At 38.3% G+C, this 17,389-nt stretch carries 17 protein-coding genes and 1 pseudogene; 8 read left to right on the top strand and 10 right to left on the bottom strand.

What is annotated here, in order from left to right:
• Positions 1–8 precede the first annotated feature (8 nt).
• From A7967_RS09995 to cadR, 5 genes are all read right to left on the bottom strand, one after another.
• Positions 9–1,781: an efflux RND transporter periplasmic adaptor subunit gene (locus tag A7967_RS09995; protein ID WP_064435660.1), complete on the bottom strand. Its 1,773-nt coding sequence runs from the start codon at positions 1,779–1,781 to the stop codon at positions 9–11.
• Positions 1,781–3,193 (bottom strand): TolC family protein, encoded by a 1,413-nt coding sequence (locus tag A7967_RS09990; RefSeq protein ID WP_064435659.1) that lies wholly within the window; start codon positions 3,191–3,193, stop codon positions 1,781–1,783. The genes A7967_RS09995 and A7967_RS09990 overlap by 1 nt, the downstream gene beginning before the upstream one ends.
• Positions 3,193–3,690 (bottom strand): DUF411 domain-containing protein, encoded by a 498-nt coding sequence (locus tag A7967_RS09985; RefSeq protein ID WP_004589252.1) that lies wholly within the window; start codon positions 3,688–3,690, stop codon positions 3,193–3,195. Before A7967_RS09985 ends, A7967_RS09990 begins: the two co-directional genes overlap by 1 nt.
• Positions 3,691–3,797: 107 nt before the next feature.
• Entirely contained in the window at positions 3,798–4,178 is a 381-nt protein-coding gene (locus A7967_RS09980) for a hypothetical protein (RefSeq protein ID WP_064435658.1), read from the bottom strand.
• 485 nt (positions 4,179–4,663) lie between these two features.
• Positions 4,664–5,053: a Cd(II)/Pb(II)-responsive transcriptional regulator gene (gene cadR, locus A7967_RS09975; protein ID WP_064435657.1), complete on the bottom strand. Its 390-nt coding sequence runs from the start codon at positions 5,051–5,053 to the stop codon at positions 4,664–4,666.
• 79 nt (positions 5,054–5,132) lie between these two features.
• Here cadR and A7967_RS09970 point away from each other — a divergent pair, with 79 nt between their 5' ends.
• The 7 genes from A7967_RS09970 (at position 5,133) to A7967_RS09940 (ending at position 13,698) form a co-directional block, all read left to right on the top strand.
• Positions 5,133–5,765, top strand: coding sequence for a cation efflux transmembrane domain-containing protein (locus A7967_RS09970; RefSeq protein WP_064435656.1), 633 nt, complete (start codon positions 5,133–5,135; stop codon positions 5,763–5,765).
• A gap of 38 nt (positions 5,766–5,803) precedes the next feature.
• Complete coding sequence (locus A7967_RS09965) at positions 5,804–6,529, top strand: transglutaminase-like domain-containing protein (RefSeq protein ID WP_064435655.1); 726 nt, start codon at positions 5,804–5,806, stop codon at positions 6,527–6,529.
• Positions 6,522–7,430 carry a cation diffusion facilitator family transporter gene (locus tag A7967_RS09960; RefSeq protein WP_064435654.1) on the top strand — a complete coding sequence of 303 codons (909 nt, stop codon included), beginning with the start codon at positions 6,522–6,524 and terminating at the stop codon, positions 7,428–7,430. The genes A7967_RS09965 and A7967_RS09960 overlap by 8 nt, the downstream gene beginning before the upstream one ends.
• Positions 7,431–7,491: 61 nt before the next feature.
• The gene (locus A7967_RS09955) at positions 7,492–7,842 is read left to right on the top strand and encodes a hypothetical protein (protein WP_064435653.1); all 351 of its coding nucleotides are present in this window, start codon (positions 7,492–7,494) and stop codon (positions 7,840–7,842) included.
• A gap of 82 nt (positions 7,843–7,924) precedes the next feature.
• The gene (locus tag A7967_RS09950) at positions 7,925–9,142 is read left to right on the top strand and encodes a TolC family protein (protein WP_064435652.1); all 1,218 of its coding nucleotides are present in this window, start codon (positions 7,925–7,927) and stop codon (positions 9,140–9,142) included.
• Between the two features lie 54 nt (positions 9,143–9,196).
• On the top strand, positions 9,197–10,486 hold the full coding sequence (locus A7967_RS09945; protein ID WP_064435651.1) for an efflux RND transporter periplasmic adaptor subunit: 1,290 nt from the start codon (positions 9,197–9,199) through the stop codon (positions 10,484–10,486).
• Positions 10,487–10,497: 11 nt separating this feature from the next.
• Entirely contained in the window at positions 10,498–13,698 is a 3,201-nt protein-coding gene (locus tag A7967_RS09940) for an efflux RND transporter permease subunit (RefSeq protein ID WP_064435650.1), read from the top strand.
• Positions 13,699–13,855: 157 nt separating this feature from the next.
• Here A7967_RS09940 and A7967_RS09935 read toward each other — a convergent pair whose 3' ends face one another.
• The 5 genes and pseudogenes from A7967_RS09935 to A7967_RS09915 all read right to left on the bottom strand — a co-directional run.
• Entirely contained in the window at positions 13,856–14,203 is a 348-nt protein-coding gene (locus tag A7967_RS09935) for a hypothetical protein (protein ID WP_064435649.1), read from the bottom strand.
• Between the two features lie 13 nt (positions 14,204–14,216).
• A complete protein-coding gene (locus tag A7967_RS09930; protein WP_064435648.1) occupies positions 14,217–14,534 on the bottom strand; it encodes a hypothetical protein in 318 nt (105 codons plus the stop codon).
• Positions 14,531–15,568, bottom strand: a complete 1,038-nt coding sequence (locus A7967_RS09925) for a hypothetical protein (RefSeq protein ID WP_064435647.1) — start codon at positions 15,566–15,568, stop codon at positions 14,531–14,533. Before A7967_RS09925 ends, A7967_RS09930 begins: the two co-directional genes overlap by 4 nt.
• Before the next feature lie 208 nt (positions 15,569–15,776).
• Positions 15,777–16,139 (bottom strand): hypothetical protein, encoded by a 363-nt coding sequence (locus A7967_RS09920; RefSeq protein ID WP_064435646.1) that lies wholly within the window; start codon positions 16,137–16,139, stop codon positions 15,777–15,779.
• A gap of 362 nt (positions 16,140–16,501) precedes the next feature.
• Positions 16,502–16,939: pseudogene (locus A7967_RS09915) on the bottom strand (DUF808 family protein); the annotation flags it as partial.
• Positions 16,940–17,057: 118 nt separating this feature from the next.
• Between A7967_RS09915 and A7967_RS09910 the strand changes: the two are divergent.
• Entirely contained in the window at positions 17,058–17,345 is a 288-nt protein-coding gene (locus A7967_RS09910) for an MliC family protein (protein WP_054205222.1), read from the top strand.
• The last annotated feature ends 44 nt before the right edge of the window (positions 17,346–17,389 follow it).

Genomic DNA, 17,389 nt, shown 5'->3' with positions numbered 1-17,389 from the left:
TCCCCCACTTAATGATTAGAATGATCAACAGCAGCTTTATTTTCCTTGCCGTGTTGTTCATCTGATTCAAGAGAGATTTCAGTGATAACTAAGTCATCTCTAACCTCAAAAGTGAAAGTGACATTATCACCAACATTGAAATCAACTATTTCTATATTGTCCGCGACGATAAAATCCATCGTCGCAGCAGGTCTATCCCATTTCTCTATTGGCCCTCGGCTAATATTCAATGTTCGCATATCAATGTTAATGTCATTAATAAGACCAGATACCGTTGCCAAAGATACTTCTTCACTCATATCAGCAGGCTCACTCATGATATGAATTCCAGTAATTTCATATCCACCATCTTCGGTTTTACTCACTTCAAAGTGCAAAGATTGCCCAGACTTTAATGAGTCAATATCGACTTTTTCAGCCACAGTAAAATCCATAACCATCTCAGGCCAGTCCCAAGCTTCAGCAGGGCCATGCGAAATATTAACCATACGGTGTCCTGCCATAACACTATTAACATCACCTTGCATCCAAACAGAGTTAGGCACTTCATCATGAGTCATTCGTTTAAAGTCAGAGCTTTTACTTGATTCAGAATCAATCAAGAACTGAGCTGATGTCACCACAACGTCATCTTCATTTAAGCCGTCTAATATTTCGATGCTGTCGATATCAACCCGGCCAATCGTCACTTCGATAGACTTAAATTGCCCATCCCCCAAGGCAAGTACAACTCTGTCTTGTTTACCTGTGCGAATGACGGCTTCTTTAGGTACGAGTATCGTGCTATCAGATTGATTAGCGTGAATAGAGACTTGTGCAAACATGTTTGGTTTTAGCTGGTAATCTGTGTTGTCGAATTTCAATCGCACTCTAAGAGTACGAGTTTTACTGTTCAACGTTGGATAGACATAATCAACAACACCAGCCCAGTCCTCACCCGGTAAATAATCCAGAGTCATTGATACTGGCAATCCTTCTTTAATCAAAGCCGCATCACGTTCAAACACTTCTGCTTCAACCCAAACTTGATCTAACTGACCAATGCTTAATAAGGTGTTTCCCGGTTTTACATAAAAACCTTCCCTAATCTTCAAACCATCAACAACACCTGCTTGTGGTGAGTAAAAAGTGATTGTTTGCTGAACCTTTCGTGTCTTTTCTAGCTTTTGAACAAAGTCTGCTGAAAGCTGTAACGCTTTAAGGCGATCTTTGGCTGCTGAAATTAAAGAGCTATTATTGCGTTTTAACGCTATTAACAGCTCTTCTTGCGCATTAACTAACTGAGGAGAATAAAGCGTGTAAAGAGGTTGCTCTTTCTCTACAGGATTACCTGCTGCTTTGACGTAGAGCTTTTCAATCCAACCATCAACACGTGGGTGGATATGAATTAGCTTATCTTCATCATATTGAACGTAACCTACGGTTGAGATTTCAGTATGCATATTTTTAAGCTCAACAGGAGCAGTGCGAACCCCAAGATTATTCACTACATGAGGCGCGATTTTTACGGCTCCGGGGCCAAAGTCATCACCAGATGATTCCTCCTCATACACAGGAATTAAATCCATACCCATAGGCGACTTACCGGGCTTGTCCCGGCGGTAATTAGAATCCATCGGTGCAACCCAATACAGCGGTTTTTTCTCTGCTAATGTTGCTTCATCAGCATTGCTGTTTGAACCTGCACCTTGATATAAGCTCAATGCTCCAGCACCTAGTGCTGCTCCAATGATGATGGCGGCAACTAGTTTCAAATTTGGTGTTTTAGTATTCGTTGACATTATTTTTCTCCAAAGTGCTGATTCATTCTGTGCGAAGTGTGCATTGGCTTATGTTCAGCATTTGAGTTAGATTGAGAATGCGCAAAGAAATAGTTGATGCGAGCTACTGTTTTAAGTGCGTCAACATCAATTCTTAAGGCTGATATTCTGGCGTTTAATTCTGCGATTCTTGCACGAACAACTTCGGCAAAATCACCATCATCATTGGTGTAAGCCGTCAAAGACGCTTCCGCTTGGTCATGAGTTTGTTTAAGGAGTTGTTTTTGATAAATAGATTGTCTATCAGATAAACGTTTAAGCTGTCTAAGCTCCTTTTCCACCGCACTGATCATTTGTTTTGTTAGCAATAATTTCTCGGTTTTTACAGCTTCTGAATCAGCAATAGAAGCTGCAACTTGCTTATCTTGCCTATTCTCAGTGAACAAGGGTAAATCAAACGTTACCCCAACAGAAAATAAATCAGCTCGGCTATCACCAGAGGGCATATTGTCGCGATAGGCATAACTAGCATTAACACCCCATTGCGGCTCATATTGCTGTTTGGCTAACTCAATTCCTTTTTCTGAAGCTTTGCGTTTTATATCAATTGCAAGTATGGCTGGGTGATTCGAAAGCTCCTGAGCCAATAGATTTCTTGAGTAATTAGATGCTTTTAGGACTGTTGGATTATTCAGAGTAATTGCAGGTAACTTTTTAGAAACCCTAAACTCTAATGGTTGCGCGTCAAAGTTGAATGATTCATTCAAACGATCCGCATCGTAAATATGAAGCCACTCATTGAGACGAGCGATTGTCGTTTCTAGTTTCTGCTTTTGCGAAGTTAATCTGTCATCTAACTGCACGATTTCCAACTGAGCACGAATAACATCTTGCTGTCTAGTTTTACCAACAACGTTTGAATAGCTAGCTTTAGCCACTTCCGCCATCTGCTCAAAGAGAGACCAATCATCTTCAATCAATTTAATAGTTTGTTGGGCTAAGTAAGCATCTAACCAAAGTTGTGACACTTGGCTTTTCAACTTAGCTTTACGATCCTCTCGTAACAGTGGAAATTTCGTGGACTCAATTTGTAACTGGTCTTTCTTGATCTCTAGACTGTCGCCTCTCGGAAACATTTGAGAGACGCCAACCTTTAGCTGAGTCATTCCTTCCTGATCTAAATCCCAAGTATCTGTTGGTAAATTCATTATCCCTAGCGATACTTTCGGATCAGGCAAAGTACCTGAAGCAATACTTCTATTTTCAACTGCACTTTGTTTCAATCGGCTACCATGAAGCCAAGGATCATTTTGCTGAGCTAAGGTGATAGCTTGTTCAAGCGACACTACTTTCTCAGCTTGAGCTGAGAATACAGATAAGCCGAGTATTAATGCAGTTGAAAGTGAAGTAAGGTTTGAAGAGTTCAATTTCATTAGAATTGCTCCTCGTATGTCTTAACTTTTGCATAGACTTTGCTCGTTCCATCTTTAAATAGAATTAACACGTTGTATGGCATAAAGCGGTCATCGACTTCCATACCGGGAGAGCCAACTGGCATTGCTGGAACTGAAAGCCCAATCGCATTGGGATGTTCTTCTGATAAGAACTGCTGAATAAATTTAGCAGGTATATGACCTTCAAAGGCAAATCCATTTCTACTCACTGCCGTGTGGCATGAACGGTAATTAGGTTTGATACCATACTTAGTTTTGATGTTGCCGATGTTTCGGAAATCTTTGGAATGCGCAACGATCCCTTTGTCTTCAATATGAGTTATCCATTTTTTACAACACCCACAAGTAGGGGTTTTATAAACGATTAACTCCAAAGGTGTTACGTCGTTATTGTGTGCATGGTTATGTTCGTTGGCGTTTGCAAACGCAGGTGAAAGCAGCATTACTACTGCTATTTTTAAATACTTATTGATCATTTTTGCCCCCAGACATCGCTGGAAAATATCTATAGCGCTACTACGCTATATTGACTAACAGAAAAATTTATTACATGTGCGCGAAATTTGGGCGCACTAATCCTGTATTAGGCAAAAATCGGTGGACGATAAAGGGAAGTGGAAATTGAATGAGGTTGTTTAGATTGCAGAGCAGCTACAGATTCACTCAATATTTGAATATCTGTCGAATCAATACTGGAATTTAGGACTGTAGTAGATGAACAAGCATTTGCAGGACAAACACATTCAACATCACAACAATCTTCTGTTTGACCATTGCTGCTTTTATTCATTTCACCGTGGTTCATTCCTTCATGATGACTCATCTTGGAATGATCCATGTTCATGTGTGACTCGTGAGAACCTGACGACATTTCGCAAGACATAGCAGAATACGCAAATGCTTGCCCTACAAAGGCAACCAGCATAAACGTTATTACTAAGACTTTTGAAAATGCTTTAGACATAAAATTCTCTTACAAATACACAACTCCAATACTAATGTAAATTTTCGACTAAGTAAATTGATACTGTGTAAACATTTATGAATATTTGATTATCGTCAGTTTTTTCAAAGGGGTACATGTAGCATTCATAATCTCATTTGACGGTTAGTAGTCAAAAGTTATACCAGTGCACATGGTTGATACATCTCTAATTCTGACTCGTTTATCTTGTAAATGCATATACATCCCCGTCAAAGGTATTGATATACAGCGAAGGAGTATGCTCGCTTATTGATAAACAATACGTCCTTAATGACATTAATTTAATGTCTCATAGACTCAAAATGGTCACGTTAGGTGCTCACGATACTAGCGACAAATCTGTATTGTTAGTTGAGAGAGTTTGTCGGGGAACTCAAATCTGTTCGTGTGGGTAAGAAAATAACTATTAATTAGCCTGTATCAATAATCAAGGTGAGTTAAAAAAGAGTCTTTTATACATCACTTTAGCTATCTAATGACTTAATTATCCCACACCCTTCAATGGTATTATCAGAATTACACGTACTAGCCATTTGTTGTAATTCGTTTTTTAAGGCTTTTAATTCTTTCATGCGTTTATTTACCAAAGCTAATTGTTGCGCAATCAGCGCATTTACACTTGAGCAACTTTCCTCTGGTTTATTTTTTAGGTCGATAAGACGTTTAATATCTATAAGAGAGATATCGAGACTGCGACAATGTTTTACGAATTCTAATTGCTTCAAAGCGGTAACGTCATACAACCTGAAGTTACCTTCTGTACGCTCTGGATCAGAAAGTAATCCTTCTTTTTCATAGAATCTAATAGTTTGTATAGAACAACCGGATGTTTTCGATAATTCACCTATTTTCATAATATTTCCTTTTTAAACTTGACTCTATAGTTACTATAGGTTTTACACTTGAATTATACAAGTAAGGCGGAGTTAAAAAATGAGCGGTTGTGGCTGTGAAGTAGAATTAAAAGATGACCAACAAAAAACAGTGCTTTATTGGCTTTTAGCTATAAATGCCACGATGTTTGTATTTGAAATTGGTTTAGGTTGGTTATCTGAATCAACCGCATTAATTGCTGATTCGTTAGATATGCTAGCTGATGCTATCGTCTATGCCATTGCCTTATATGCCGTGGGGAAGTCAATCCAACATAAAGCTAATGCAGCATTAGTTAGTGGTTATTTCCAATTGGGGTTAGGGGTTCTAATTTTTCTCGATATAGCTAGACGAATAGTTGGAGAAAGTGAGCCTCATTCTTGGTTTATGATTGGAGTTGGTTCTGTGGCTTTAATCGCTAATGTCATTTGTTTGATGCTTATACGAAAACACAACAATGATGAAGTGCATATGAGGGCTAGCTGGATATTTTCAGCTAATGATGTGATCGCAAACCTTGGTGTCGTATTCGCTGGCATACTTGTCATGGTGCTAGAACAACGCTGGCCTGATATTGTTATTGCTAGCATCATTTCAATGTTAATTCTTCGAGGCGCTTACATGATATTAACGGATGCCAAACAAGAATTAGTATCGGCTCAATATACATCTGAAGTATCAGATAAAAAATAAACAATCAACCTGCTGCAATTCAAGGTAAGGAAGCTCTTATGAATCAAGAATATCTTAAAAAAACTGAGATAGTCAATTTTGAACACCCCACTATCCAATCATTAATAACAGAGCGAAAATGGCATGAGCTTGATGACTACAACAAGATTGGCACTGCTTATCAGTTTGTAAAAGACGAAATACTATTTGGCTATAACGAAAGCGACGATATTTCCGCAAGTGAAGTTTTATCTGACGGATACGGGCAATGCAACACTAAGGGCAACCTTTTAATGGCCTTATTACGTGGATTAGGAATTCAGTGCCGATTTCACGGGTTTACAATAGATCAGCAATTACAAAAAGGAGCTATTCCTACCTATGTCTTTTGGTTAGCGCCCAAATACATTATTCACAGTTGGGTTGAAGTTTACTTTGAAGGACGTTGGATCAATTTAGAGGGCTTTATTTTAGATAATCAATATCTCACTTCAATACAGCAAAAGTTTAATCAAATAAAAGACAATTTCTGTGGTTATGGTGTTGCAACAAAATGTTTTTCATCACCAGATACAGATTGGCGCGGAACCGACACATATATTCAAAAAGAAGGGATTCACGACGACTTTGGACTTTATAATTCCCCTGATGAGTTTTACCTTGAAAAAGGCACTAATTTGTCTGGAGTCAAACGCTGGATGTATCAAAAAGTGATCCGCCACCTAATAAATTTCAATGTCACTAATCTAAGAAAAAATAAAGCGCTGGAGGTACAAAATGCATAGTCATAGTCATAGTCATAGTCATAGTCATCAACATGGAACAGACGACAGAATTGGTTGGGCATTTTTTCTGAATGTTACCTTTACGATCATCGAATTTATTGGTGGTTGGCTCACCAACAGTACCGCTATTATGGCTGATGCGGTGCATGACTTAGGAGATAGTTTATCGATTGGCTTTGCATGGATATTAAGTCGTTTTTCAAACAAAGCAGCGCCAGATAAATACAGCTATGGTTACCGCCGACTTACACTGTTCGGGGCATTGGTAAATGGCGTTGTGTTAGTAATTGGTTCAATTTGGGTGTTGTTTGAAGCAATTCCAAGGTTATCTAACCCTGAAATGCCTGTGGTTGAAGGAATGTTAGGGCTTGCGATACTCGGTGTTGCCGTCAATGGATATGCCGTATTCAAATTAAAAGCTGGTGAAACTTTAAATGAAAAAGTACTAACTTGGCATTTACTAGAAGATGTTTTCGGTTGGGTCGCTGTTCTAATTGTTTCAATTGTATTGTTATTTGTAGAACTGCCAATACTAGACCCACTGCTATCAATTGGTTTTACATTATTTATCTTATTTAATGTTTTCAGAAATCTAAAATCTACACTTGTTTTGTTTCTTCAAGCCGCACCAGATGAAGAAACTCAACAAAATATCAAACAAACTTTAATTCAATTACCTGAAGTTAATGGGGTTCATCACATGCACTTTTGGTCGTTAGACGGAGAAAGTCATGTACTAACAGCTCATTTGGAGTTATCTAAAAACTCAAGTGTGAATGAACTCGTGGCATTAAAACAAACTATCGCAATTGAACTTTCAGAATATCATTTGTCTCATACAACCATTGAGTTTGAGTTTCCCAAAGAAACTTGCAGAGATGAGCATGAAAAAGAAACATAGAGCTAGTCTCAACTGTCGCTTCTTGTTATAGTTTTATCTCACAATTTTATGGGTGTCTATTTTGAATTTCACTGTTGCTTTAAGGATAATATTAGTTCTTTCGATTGTTCTACAATCGATAAGCTCTATTGCGTCTGCAACTTCTGAGAATCATCAAATCGATGTAGAGCACCTGCAAACTCAACATGACCATAAAGTTGATCGCGATATTTTAAATGAAAACGCTGATGATGAACCTCATGATATCAAGGATTGTCATCATTGTGGTCATTGTAGCGGCAGCCACTTATCTTGGATATTAATTAGCAATTCAAATAGTGCAACAAAGTTATATAACAACAACCTAATACCTTATCAATTCGATCAAACAAAAGAATTTTTAGACGCTATATTACGCCCTCCTATTTCTTAAATTTCTAAATTTATATCCGTCCATTTATCGATTAAAAATCGGTAAATGAGAGATGATTAATACTTAAAATTTAAGAAGTCTTATGTATAAATATATAAAAAATACAGGCACTTGCCTGTCATTCTGCCTGCTTGTAAGTATTTCATATGCCGCTTACAGCAAGCAAAAAAGTGAGTCGTGGTTAGACACACAAATAAATAAAGATCCCGAAATAATTGAAGCAAGAGAGTTGTTAATCGCAAGCAATCATCATGCAAAAAGCTTAACTCAGGCAATATATAACCCTGAGCTTGACGCAAGTTTTGAGAAAGAAGGTGATTTTAATAACTATTCAATCGGTTTGAGTCAGACCATTGATTTTTGGGATAAACGCTCTGCCAATACGTCAATTGGCGAGATAACTCTTTATGCCAGCCAGCAGCACTTATTGAATTTAATCGATTCAAAAAAGGCCGATGCGTTAATTGCTTTGACAAATTGGCAATCAGCGAAAGATACTGCACAGCTATCTACGGAGAGAGAAAGTCAACTGCAAACCTTACTTAGTATTGTGGAAGACAAACAAAAGGCGGGAATACTTGAGCCTCTAGATGCTGAGCTGGTTTACTTAAACTTGTCTCAAGTTTTTAGTGAAATAGCTGAAGATCAAATCGAGCTAAAAAATGCTGAGGTTAAAGTTAAAGAGCTGCTGCCTGATTGGACACCAGAGTTAGCCAGTAAAATCTCTATTGATTTCGATGTTGAAAACTATTCATACAAAGCTGAATGGATTGAACAACACCCCCAAGTACAATTCGCTAAAGCAAAATGGAAAGAGCAACAAGCTAAAGCACAACTAACAACCATTGAGAATAAAGCTAATCCCACCATAGGGATTAGCGCAGGAAAAAATAGTGACGATAATATCGTTGGCTTAACATTCTCTATGCCTTTGAATATCAGAAATAACTATTCCGATGCTACTAAAGCGGCATATTCAGAAGCCGTTGCTGCGGAAGCTTATTTCCAATCCATTTATCGAAAATGCTCTTTTGAAGCTCAGGCCAACTATGAATCCCTCATGATCAGTAAAAAATACTATCAGCGATGGCAAAACCTTATGCAAAACCGAATTGATAATAGCGCGAGGTTGCTAAACGCTCGTTGGGAGGCTGGAGACATCAATACTTCAGACTATCTAATAGCGTTGAGCCAAAGAGCTGATGGATTGCACTCAGGCATTCAACTAGAAAAACAATTTAGACTCTCTGAAATAGCCTTCATTTGGAGCATGGGTCAATTATCTAAGTTTAAGATTTAATTAGTTAAAACGGCAATTAGAAATCTTAAACGTTAAAAGAATATAGGTAAAAAAATGAATACATTATTTAGCAAAAAATTATTAGCAATAGTAATTAGTGGACTTTTTTTAGGTGGGACATTAAGCGGTGAAGTGTATGCTCTACAAGTAAATACAATTGAACCTGTAACAGCAAATCCCAAAAAACATAAACACGAACACTCGGAAAGTGAAGAAAATCATGTAGAAGAAGGCCATCAGGAAAATGAAGGCAACCATTCTGAAAAAGACACAGAACATGACGAACATGGTCACGACCAAGAGAGCAAAAATAAAGAAACTGAAGAGGAACATGAAGAAGGTATTACTCTAAGCCCTCAAAAAATGTCACTAGCCAATATTAAAGTTCAAAGCATAAGACCTGATTATCAATTCAGTACAATCTATGCGCCCGGAGAGGTCAAAGTAGATGGTTATAGCAGCTATGTCGTTTCTCCCCGTACCGAGTCAGTGATAATAAGCAGACATACTGCACTCGGTGAACACGTAGAAAAAGGACAAAAGCTGGTCACCCTATTTAGTGAAGCAATGGCTCAAGCTCAAGCTGACTACTTGATTGCGTCAACTGAATGGCAGCGAGTAAAGAAATTAGGCAACAAAACAGTAAGTGAAAGTCGTTTACTTCAGGCTCAAACCACATTTAACGCCACATACGGAAAACTTATCGCACTAGGGTTAACTGAAAAAGCTATAAAAGACATATCAAATAAAGACATAACTTCGTTTGGCCAATATTCGCTAGTAGCTCAGCGAGAAGGAGTAGTTTTACAAGATGACTTCACCCAAGGCCAACGAGTCGATGCGGGTGATACTATCATGCTTTTGGCAGATGAAAATAAGCTGTGGGTGGAAGCTAAAGTATCACCCAACAAAAAGCTCAATCTATCAATCAACTCTCCGGCAATAGTTAAATTAGAAGGAGAGGATTATAAGGCAAAAGTTATTCAGGAAGCCCACACGATTGATCCCATCACTAGAACTCGAATCATTCGCCTAAGTGTTAATAATGCAGATGACAATCTCCATTCAGGCATGTTTGTTAAAGTATATTTCCAATTTGCCACTGAACAAAAAGTTATGGCCGTTCCAGAAGAAGCGCTAATTAGAAGTGCGGACGGAGATTGGACCGTATTTGTTGAGGATCATCCCGGTGAATTCAAAGCGACAGAGGTTGAGTTAGGTCGTTCTCTAGGTAATTTCAGAGAAATATTTGGTTTAGAAAGTGGTACTCGTGTGGTCACTCAAGGAGCGTTTTTTGTTGCTTCTGAAATAGCTAAAGGCGGATTTGATCCGCATAACCATTAAGGAGAGCCGCTATGTTTAATAAAATTATAGATTGGTCTGTAAACAACCGACTCCTTATTTTGATTGCCTTATTTGCCACTATTGTTGGCGCAATAATGGTGATCCCAAAACTGAACTTGGATGCTTTCCCTGATGTGACTAATGTTCAAGTCGCGGTTAATACAGAAGCGCCGGGGCTTGCCGCAGAAGAAGTAGAACAACTCATCACTTATCCGATTGAAGCGGTCATGTATGCGTTACCTGATGTTGAACAAGTACGTTCAATTTCCAAAACGGGGCTGTCTGGCGTTACTGTCGTTTTTAAAGAAGGGACTGATATCTATTTTGCACGGCAGCTCGTCTTTGAACGGCTTCAAGCTGCAAAAGAGTTGATACCTGACGGTGTAGGTACGCCTGAAATGGGACCAAATACGTCTGGGTTAGGTCAAGTATTTCAATACTTGCTCGTGTCAGATAAAGACGCAGGATATGACTCAATGGCGCTCAGAAGCCTCAATGATTGGATAATCAAATTGCTAATTATGCCAGTTGATGGTGTCACAGATGTCTTATCTTTCGGAGGTAATGTTAGGCAATATCAAGTGAACATAGCTCCCTCTAAGCTCCTTGCATATGGATTGTCGCAAGAAGATATCGTTAATGCACTTGATAGTAACAATGCCAACGTTGGCGGTTGGTATATGAACCGAGGACAAGAGCAGCTTGTTATTCGAGGAACGGGTTGGTTCGAAAGTGGTGAAGCAGGCATTAGCAACATTAAGCAAGTACCTGTAAAAACCGTAGATGGTACTGTTGTGACGGTTTCTGATGTCGCCAAAGTTGAACTAGGTAGTGAAATTCGACAAGGTGCGGTCACTATGACCCGTAAAACGTCCGAAGGAAAAGTTGAAAACCTAGGTGAAGTTGTATCAGGCATTGTACTCAAGCGTATGGGTTCCAATACAAAAGCAACCATTGATGGTATTAATGCACGAATTCCACTAATCAATCAGGCATTACCTAAAGGTGTTCGATTCGAACCCTTCTATGATCAAGCTGATTTAATCGAACAAGCTGTCAGTACTGTAGTCAATGCACTAGCACTTGCCTTTATCTTTATTTGTATCGTGCTTGCCCTGTTCTTAATGAATTTAAGAGCAACGTTTCTTGTTCTTATTTCCATTCCAATATCGGTAGGTATTGCATTAATGATCATGGCTTGGTGGGGAATTTCTGCCAATCTTATGTCACTAGGTGGCATTGCCGTAGCTATTGGTATGCTTGTGGACGGCTCAGTGGTCATGGTTGAAAATATGTTTAAACATTTAAACCACCCTGATTCAACACACCAACAAAGTGTAGAAGCACGTGTTCCTAGTGATGATACTGATCCCTTTGCAATAGAAAAAGATGATCATGGTATCGAGTTGCGGCTAAAACAAGCAGGCAAAGAAGTGGCTCGCCCAGTATTTTTTGCTGCTTCTGTCATTTTAGTCGTGTTCTTGCCTTTGTTTAGCTTTGAAGGCGTCGAAGCAAAATTATTCCAGCCAATGGCAATTAGTATTATTTTAGCCATCATTTCAGCTATTGTTGTTGCCTTGTTTATCGTACCAGCACTCGCCACTTTCATGTTCAAAAAAGGCATAAAAGAAAGAGAAAGCTTTGTCGTTAAACCTTTAGATAAGCTATATAAAAAGGGGCTTAAGTTTGCACTTAAACGTACCAAGTTAATTGTTGTTACCTCGCTAATTATGGTTGTTTCGGCTTTTTCAATTATACCTTACATAGGTACTGAATTCGTTCCAGAGCTAGAAGAAGGAACAATTAACTTAAGAGCAACTCTTGCTCCTTCTTCTAGTTTAGATACTGCATTGATGGTTTCACCTATATTAGAAGAAAAGTTGATGGCATTTCCTGAAGTTACTTATGCGCTAAGCCGTATCGGGCGACCTGATATTGGCGGCGATCCTGAACCAGTTAATAACATCGAGATTTATATCGGACTTAAACCTGTATCCGAGTGGACCAGTGCTTCAAACCGTTATGAACTGCAAAACAAAATGGAACAATCGCTTGAAGAGTTTCCGGGACTTTTACTGAACTTTTCTCAACCAATTGCCACCCGTGTAGATGAGTTACTATCTGGTGTAAAAGCACAACTAGCGATAAAGCTGTTTGGGCCAGACCTCAATCAATTGGCAGTTAAAGGGCAAGAAATAGAATCGGCAATTAAAGAAGTTGAAGGCGCTAGAGATGTTGCGCTTGAACAAATAGCTGGTGAAGCTCAATTAGTTGTAAAGCCAAACAGACAAGAGCTTTCACGTTTTGGCCTATCGGTCGGTGATATAATGGAAGTGATACGAGATGGTATAGGTGGAGTTGAAGCAGGACAAATCATCAACGGGAATGAGCGTTATGATATATATGTGCGTTTAGAAAAAGAATATCGTAGTAATAAAGAAGCTATTTCTGATATTCGCATTCAGTCTCCAACAGGGGCTTGGGTTCGTCTTGGTGATGTTGCAACAATCTCTTTTGAGTCAGGCCCTCCGCAAGTGAGAAGAGATGATGTGCAACGACGTGTTGTTATCCAAGCCAACGTACAGAATCGAGATATGGGCAGTGTTGTTGCCGATATCAGACAAGTAATCGCCGAGAAAGTCGATTTACCTGCTGGCTACTCTGTTGCCATTGGTGGTCAATTTGAAAGTCAACAACGAGCACAACAACGGTTAGCTATAGTGGTTCCTTTATCTTTGGCGCTAATTGCTCTTTTGCTTTACTTCGCATTTGGCTCAGTTGGTCAAGCCATGTTGATTTTAGTTAATGTCCCATTAGCTGTTATCGGTGGTGTTTTCTCCTTATATTTCTCTGGGCAATACTTGTCCGTACCAAGCTCCGTTGGCTTCATTACACTATTTGGTGTTGCAGTGTTAAATGGTGTGGTTATGGTTGAAAGTATAAACCAGCGAATTAGAGATGGCTTAGAAGTCACTGATGCTGTTTTTGAAGGAGCAACTTCTCGTTTGAGACCTGTTCTTATGACAGCAATAACATCTGCATTAGGTTTAATACCGATGTTAATGTCAAATGGTGTAGGAGCTGAAATACAACGACCACTGGCAAGTGTTATAGTTGGTGGTTTGATAACAGCAACATTACTCACATTGTTTGTTTTGCCTGTTTTATATCGCTGGTTCTCCAAAAAGAAAATTGAGGAGTTATCCCGCTAATTCAATTTTCATCAATTGTGAAGCTTCCGAATCAAGGAATATGAATTGGAAGCTTCGCTTTATTGCTATCACTAAAAAGCTAGCTATTACGTAAAATTACTAATCTGATCGAATATTGAATTTGTTGAAGTCATTCTAGACTCCTTATTTTCGTTATTTAATGACTTTTATGTTGAGACTTAAGTTGCTCTCTCATTTCTAAAACTCGATCTGCCGAATAAGCTCCTGCTCTCATAACAACCAATTCAACAAACGAAATATCAATTAACTTGTGGTCAACATCAATCACATAGTAACTCCCATTATGTGTGGTTATTTCTAGTTTATCCTCGACAGCAGTTTTGCTAATAATCTTTGAAGTTACTATTTGCTCAAATGGCCGAAATCTGAATGTTTCATCGTCAATAACCACCCCTGATAAAAACTCGCCAATAAATGATTTTTCAAATTCTTTATAGTCATAGACTGAGACTATGTAGGCATCCTTTAAAAATGTTTTATCCATGTGTTACTCCCTACTAATAGCTAGCAGGGAGCATATCTCGCAACTCTAATAACTCATTTGGAGAATACATACACTCATGCATTAAATTGAACTCAAATACATTTACATCAAACTCTTTTGGTTCAGCATCTAAGGTATAAAAGTCAGCACCAAAAGTTCGGAACTCAAGGCCATTGATTTCGATAACTTTTGTTGTGAACAAAACTTCTCCCTTTTTACCGCAATCACTATCTTCAGCAAATGTGGCGTAAAGCACCTGTTCAACTTTTTCCTCTGTATCAGATTGAATTGAGATAAGTGTGGCGTTAGTCAGTTTGATTTTTGGTCTCATGCTTGTGCTTCCTTGTTATCCTCAATGCTAAACGGGCGAAAAAAACTTAGATATTTAACCCCATCGACTTCTAGTAAATTCTTGTCAGCATCAAAATGTGACAGAACACTAGATTGATACAACGAAATGTATTTTTCATAATCTATGGTGTTAAAAAAATTGGTATCAACGCGACGGGCATAGAAAATTAAGCTCTGCTGGTCTATACGAATAGTAAACTTTTGATCTCCATCTACGTTTTTGACCTGTAGACATAAATCGGGTTTGTGCCAATCAGATACATAGGAAGGAACCAGTGGGAAGCCATAAACCAAATAACGCATGCCCTCGATTTTGAAGGTTGTTGGACTGAACTGAGTCTTGCTTACTTTGCCGCTGTTGAATAGTTCGAGTGTCAACATCAGCCAATGTTCATGTTTCGAAAAGCTATTTCCGTCAGATATACAGCCTTCGAATTCACCATCATGGTTTACATGATTGATGTACATGTATTTTTTAATGTTATCCAAGGAAAGCTTTTCAAACGGAAACTTTGAAGCGATGAGCCTGAAATAACAACCATGAACTTTTAAATCTGCATATTGAACTATCAACGGATCATCAAAGGCATCAAAGTATGGTCGCCACTCTAAGCGGAAGTCAGCTCCTGTATTTACAATAAACTTGGCATCTTCAGGTAACCCTAAAGCTTGGTAGATCACTGAAACTAACTCTAATGTTTCGATATCTACCAGCATCAGGCTTTCAATGCGGTTTGCCATTGACTCAATTTCTTTATGAAGCGACTCAATGATTTCTTGATCATCATATTCATTGATCATCAAGTATTTCAGGGAATCGTGCTTTAGAATTGAATCCAGATTTTCCTGTTCAAACACCTCAGTGAGACAATTATGGGTATCAGAAAAATGAGGGCTGTTATAAACACCTCTAGCCCACAGACCTTGTGCGTAAAGATCAGGAAACTCTAATAACTCAGCAAACTCTTTAGCTTGTTTGTTAAGCTTATTCTTTAATTGGTATAGCGAGATCATATAGTTCTCCAAACAGTGCTTGCAAACAAACAATGGCCTACTAACACACTGTTTATCTGACTATTTGAATCACCAAATTTTTCGGATGCTCCGCTTCACTGCTCATATTTTTAACGAAAAAAATATGCGTAGGCGTAGGCTGTCCGGTCAGCCTTCATCTTATAATATCGCCAAAAAACAAAATGACAACTTACGTATTTGTACAAATTTATGTAGATATTTTGAGTTTAAACTCTGAAAAGCTAAGCCCAAAAAGGGATATGACCAATTCTTCATTTATATTGGAGCCGGGAAATTTTTTTTCAAAATTTCCGATGATGCTATCTAGGTGGCTAGCCAATATTTTTACTAAAAATATTTCCGAGTTTGGTGAGAGAGCGGAAAGTACTATCAATGGATTGTCAAAAGATTCAGCTTTTATTTTTACTAGTAAATCACTGTAACTGTCACAGCCGTATAGACAAATAGATACTCCTTCTTGGGCCTGCCCAAGGGGAATTGATAACTTTTTTGACAACCTCTTTGCCTGACGCTTTATATTACTTATAAGCGCTTCTGATTCAAAAGACATACGCACACCAAAACATAACAACTAAGGTCCACAGCACCCAAGTCATTACATCTTCAATGTATGATTAATCTTTTAAACCCAGAGTAAATCCATTTCGTCCGCATGTGTGGAAACTGGCTTCTCTGAAAAGCCACCTATATTGTTACAGTTATATGTGTAAAAGTGAATTAGTGCTAAAGGGTCTTAGAAACGAAAACTTAGTAATTCGTTGGGTTTGAGTTTCTTAACTCTCTTAATTCAGTTAAGAAACTCTAAAAGTATACTGTTACCAAAAAAATAGAAAAACAAAACGGTATACTTGATTTTCCATAAAGCACATGCTATATATAGATTATAGGAAAGTATCCTATCTAACTTTTCATATTAAGAATAAAATCTGTCCGGATTGCCCCTTTTATTTTTTGTTTTTCATATTCAACTAAATCAATATCTGCCGCCTCATTATGATCATTAGATTTAGCCGCAGGAAAAGCTTTCTCCACTAACTTTTCAGCACCTTCAAAACATAAAAAAAGACCACCAATCATTAATAAAGGCGTTATCAACCACGGCAGCCACACACTGATCAACAATGCCGCAGGAACTAACATGGTTTTATTTAAAAATGAGCCTTTAGCAACAGCCCATACAACGGGTAATTCTCGATCTGCACTTACCCCTGTCACTTGCTGTGCGTTTAAGGCTAGATCATCACCGAGCACACCCGCCGTTTTTTTAGTCGCAACCTTGCTCATAGTAGCTATATCATCCAATAGCGCAGTTATATCATCAAGCAATGTTAAAAGGTTTGTGCCTGCCATCCTTGTTCCTTAAATTTTAAAATTATTTGATTTTAACATAGCGTAAAGCGACACTTTCACCAACGGTTAATTTTCGTTTGCTATGCTGTGCAAATACCATAACTCAAGGATACCTTTTATGTATAAAGCACTACTATTGACTACGAGCTTATTAATCACACTCAGCGCCTGCACACAGCAGGAGAATATTGATACATTTACATGTGATAGCAAACTCAACGCAACCATAACCAACCAAGATGAAGAGTCTGCAACGCTTGATTACAATAAACACCAATATCAACTAATAAGGCAACGCAGTGCATCAGGCGTAAAATACACCAACGAAAACGTGCTATTTTGGACTAAAGGCAAAGAGGCTATGCTGATTATCGATGGCAATAAATACCACTGCAATTTACAATAACTCAATATCCTCTCATCCTTATATTTTATAAAAAGACTGCTACA

The organism is Pseudoalteromonas neustonica (assembly GCF_001653135.1).
Lineage (GTDB): Bacteria > Pseudomonadota > Gammaproteobacteria > Enterobacterales > Alteromonadaceae > Pseudoalteromonas > Pseudoalteromonas neustonica.
Note: the sequence above shows the minus strand (reverse complement) of the source record. Positions and strands in the feature narration are given on the sequence as shown.

Coding starts and splice junctions, on each gene's coding strand:
- A7967_RS09945 (WP_064435651.1), top strand. CDS start 9,197: ATGAATACATTATTTAGCAAAAAATTATTAGCAATAGTAATTAGTGGA.
- A7967_RS09995 (WP_064435660.1), bottom strand. CDS start 1,781: ATGTCAACGAATACTAAAACACCAAATTTGAAACTAGTTGCCGCCATC.
- A7967_RS09965 (WP_064435655.1), top strand. CDS start 5,804: ATGAATCAAGAATATCTTAAAAAAACTGAGATAGTCAATTTTGAACAC.
- A7967_RS09930 (WP_064435648.1), bottom strand. CDS start 14,534: ATGAGACCAAAAATCAAACTGACTAACGCCACACTTATCTCAATTCAA.
- A7967_RS09985 (WP_004589252.1), bottom strand. CDS start 3,690: ATGATCAATAAGTATTTAAAAATAGCAGTAGTAATGCTGCTTTCACCT.
- A7967_RS09990 (WP_064435659.1), bottom strand. CDS start 3,193: ATGAAATTGAACTCTTCAAACCTTACTTCACTTTCAACTGCATTAATA.
- A7967_RS09960 (WP_064435654.1), top strand. CDS start 6,522: ATGCATAGTCATAGTCATAGTCATAGTCATAGTCATCAACATGGAACA.
- cadR (WP_064435657.1), bottom strand. CDS start 5,053: ATGAAAATAGGTGAATTATCGAAAACATCCGGTTGTTCTATACAAACT.
- A7967_RS09925 (WP_064435647.1), bottom strand. CDS start 15,568: ATGATCTCGCTATACCAATTAAAGAATAAGCTTAACAAACAAGCTAAA.
- A7967_RS09920 (WP_064435646.1), bottom strand. CDS start 16,139: ATGTCTTTTGAATCAGAAGCGCTTATAAGTAATATAAAGCGTCAGGCA.
- A7967_RS09910 (WP_054205222.1), top strand. CDS start 17,058: ATGTATAAAGCACTACTATTGACTACGAGCTTATTAATCACACTCAGC.
- A7967_RS09950 (WP_064435652.1), top strand. CDS start 7,925: ATGTATAAATATATAAAAAATACAGGCACTTGCCTGTCATTCTGCCTG.
- A7967_RS09980 (WP_064435658.1), bottom strand. CDS start 4,178: ATGTCTAAAGCATTTTCAAAAGTCTTAGTAATAACGTTTATGCTGGTT.
- A7967_RS09935 (WP_064435649.1), bottom strand. CDS start 14,203: ATGGATAAAACATTTTTAAAGGATGCCTACATAGTCTCAGTCTATGAC.
- A7967_RS09970 (WP_064435656.1), top strand. CDS start 5,133: ATGAGCGGTTGTGGCTGTGAAGTAGAATTAAAAGATGACCAACAAAAA.
- A7967_RS09940 (WP_064435650.1), top strand. CDS start 10,498: ATGTTTAATAAAATTATAGATTGGTCTGTAAACAACCGACTCCTTATT.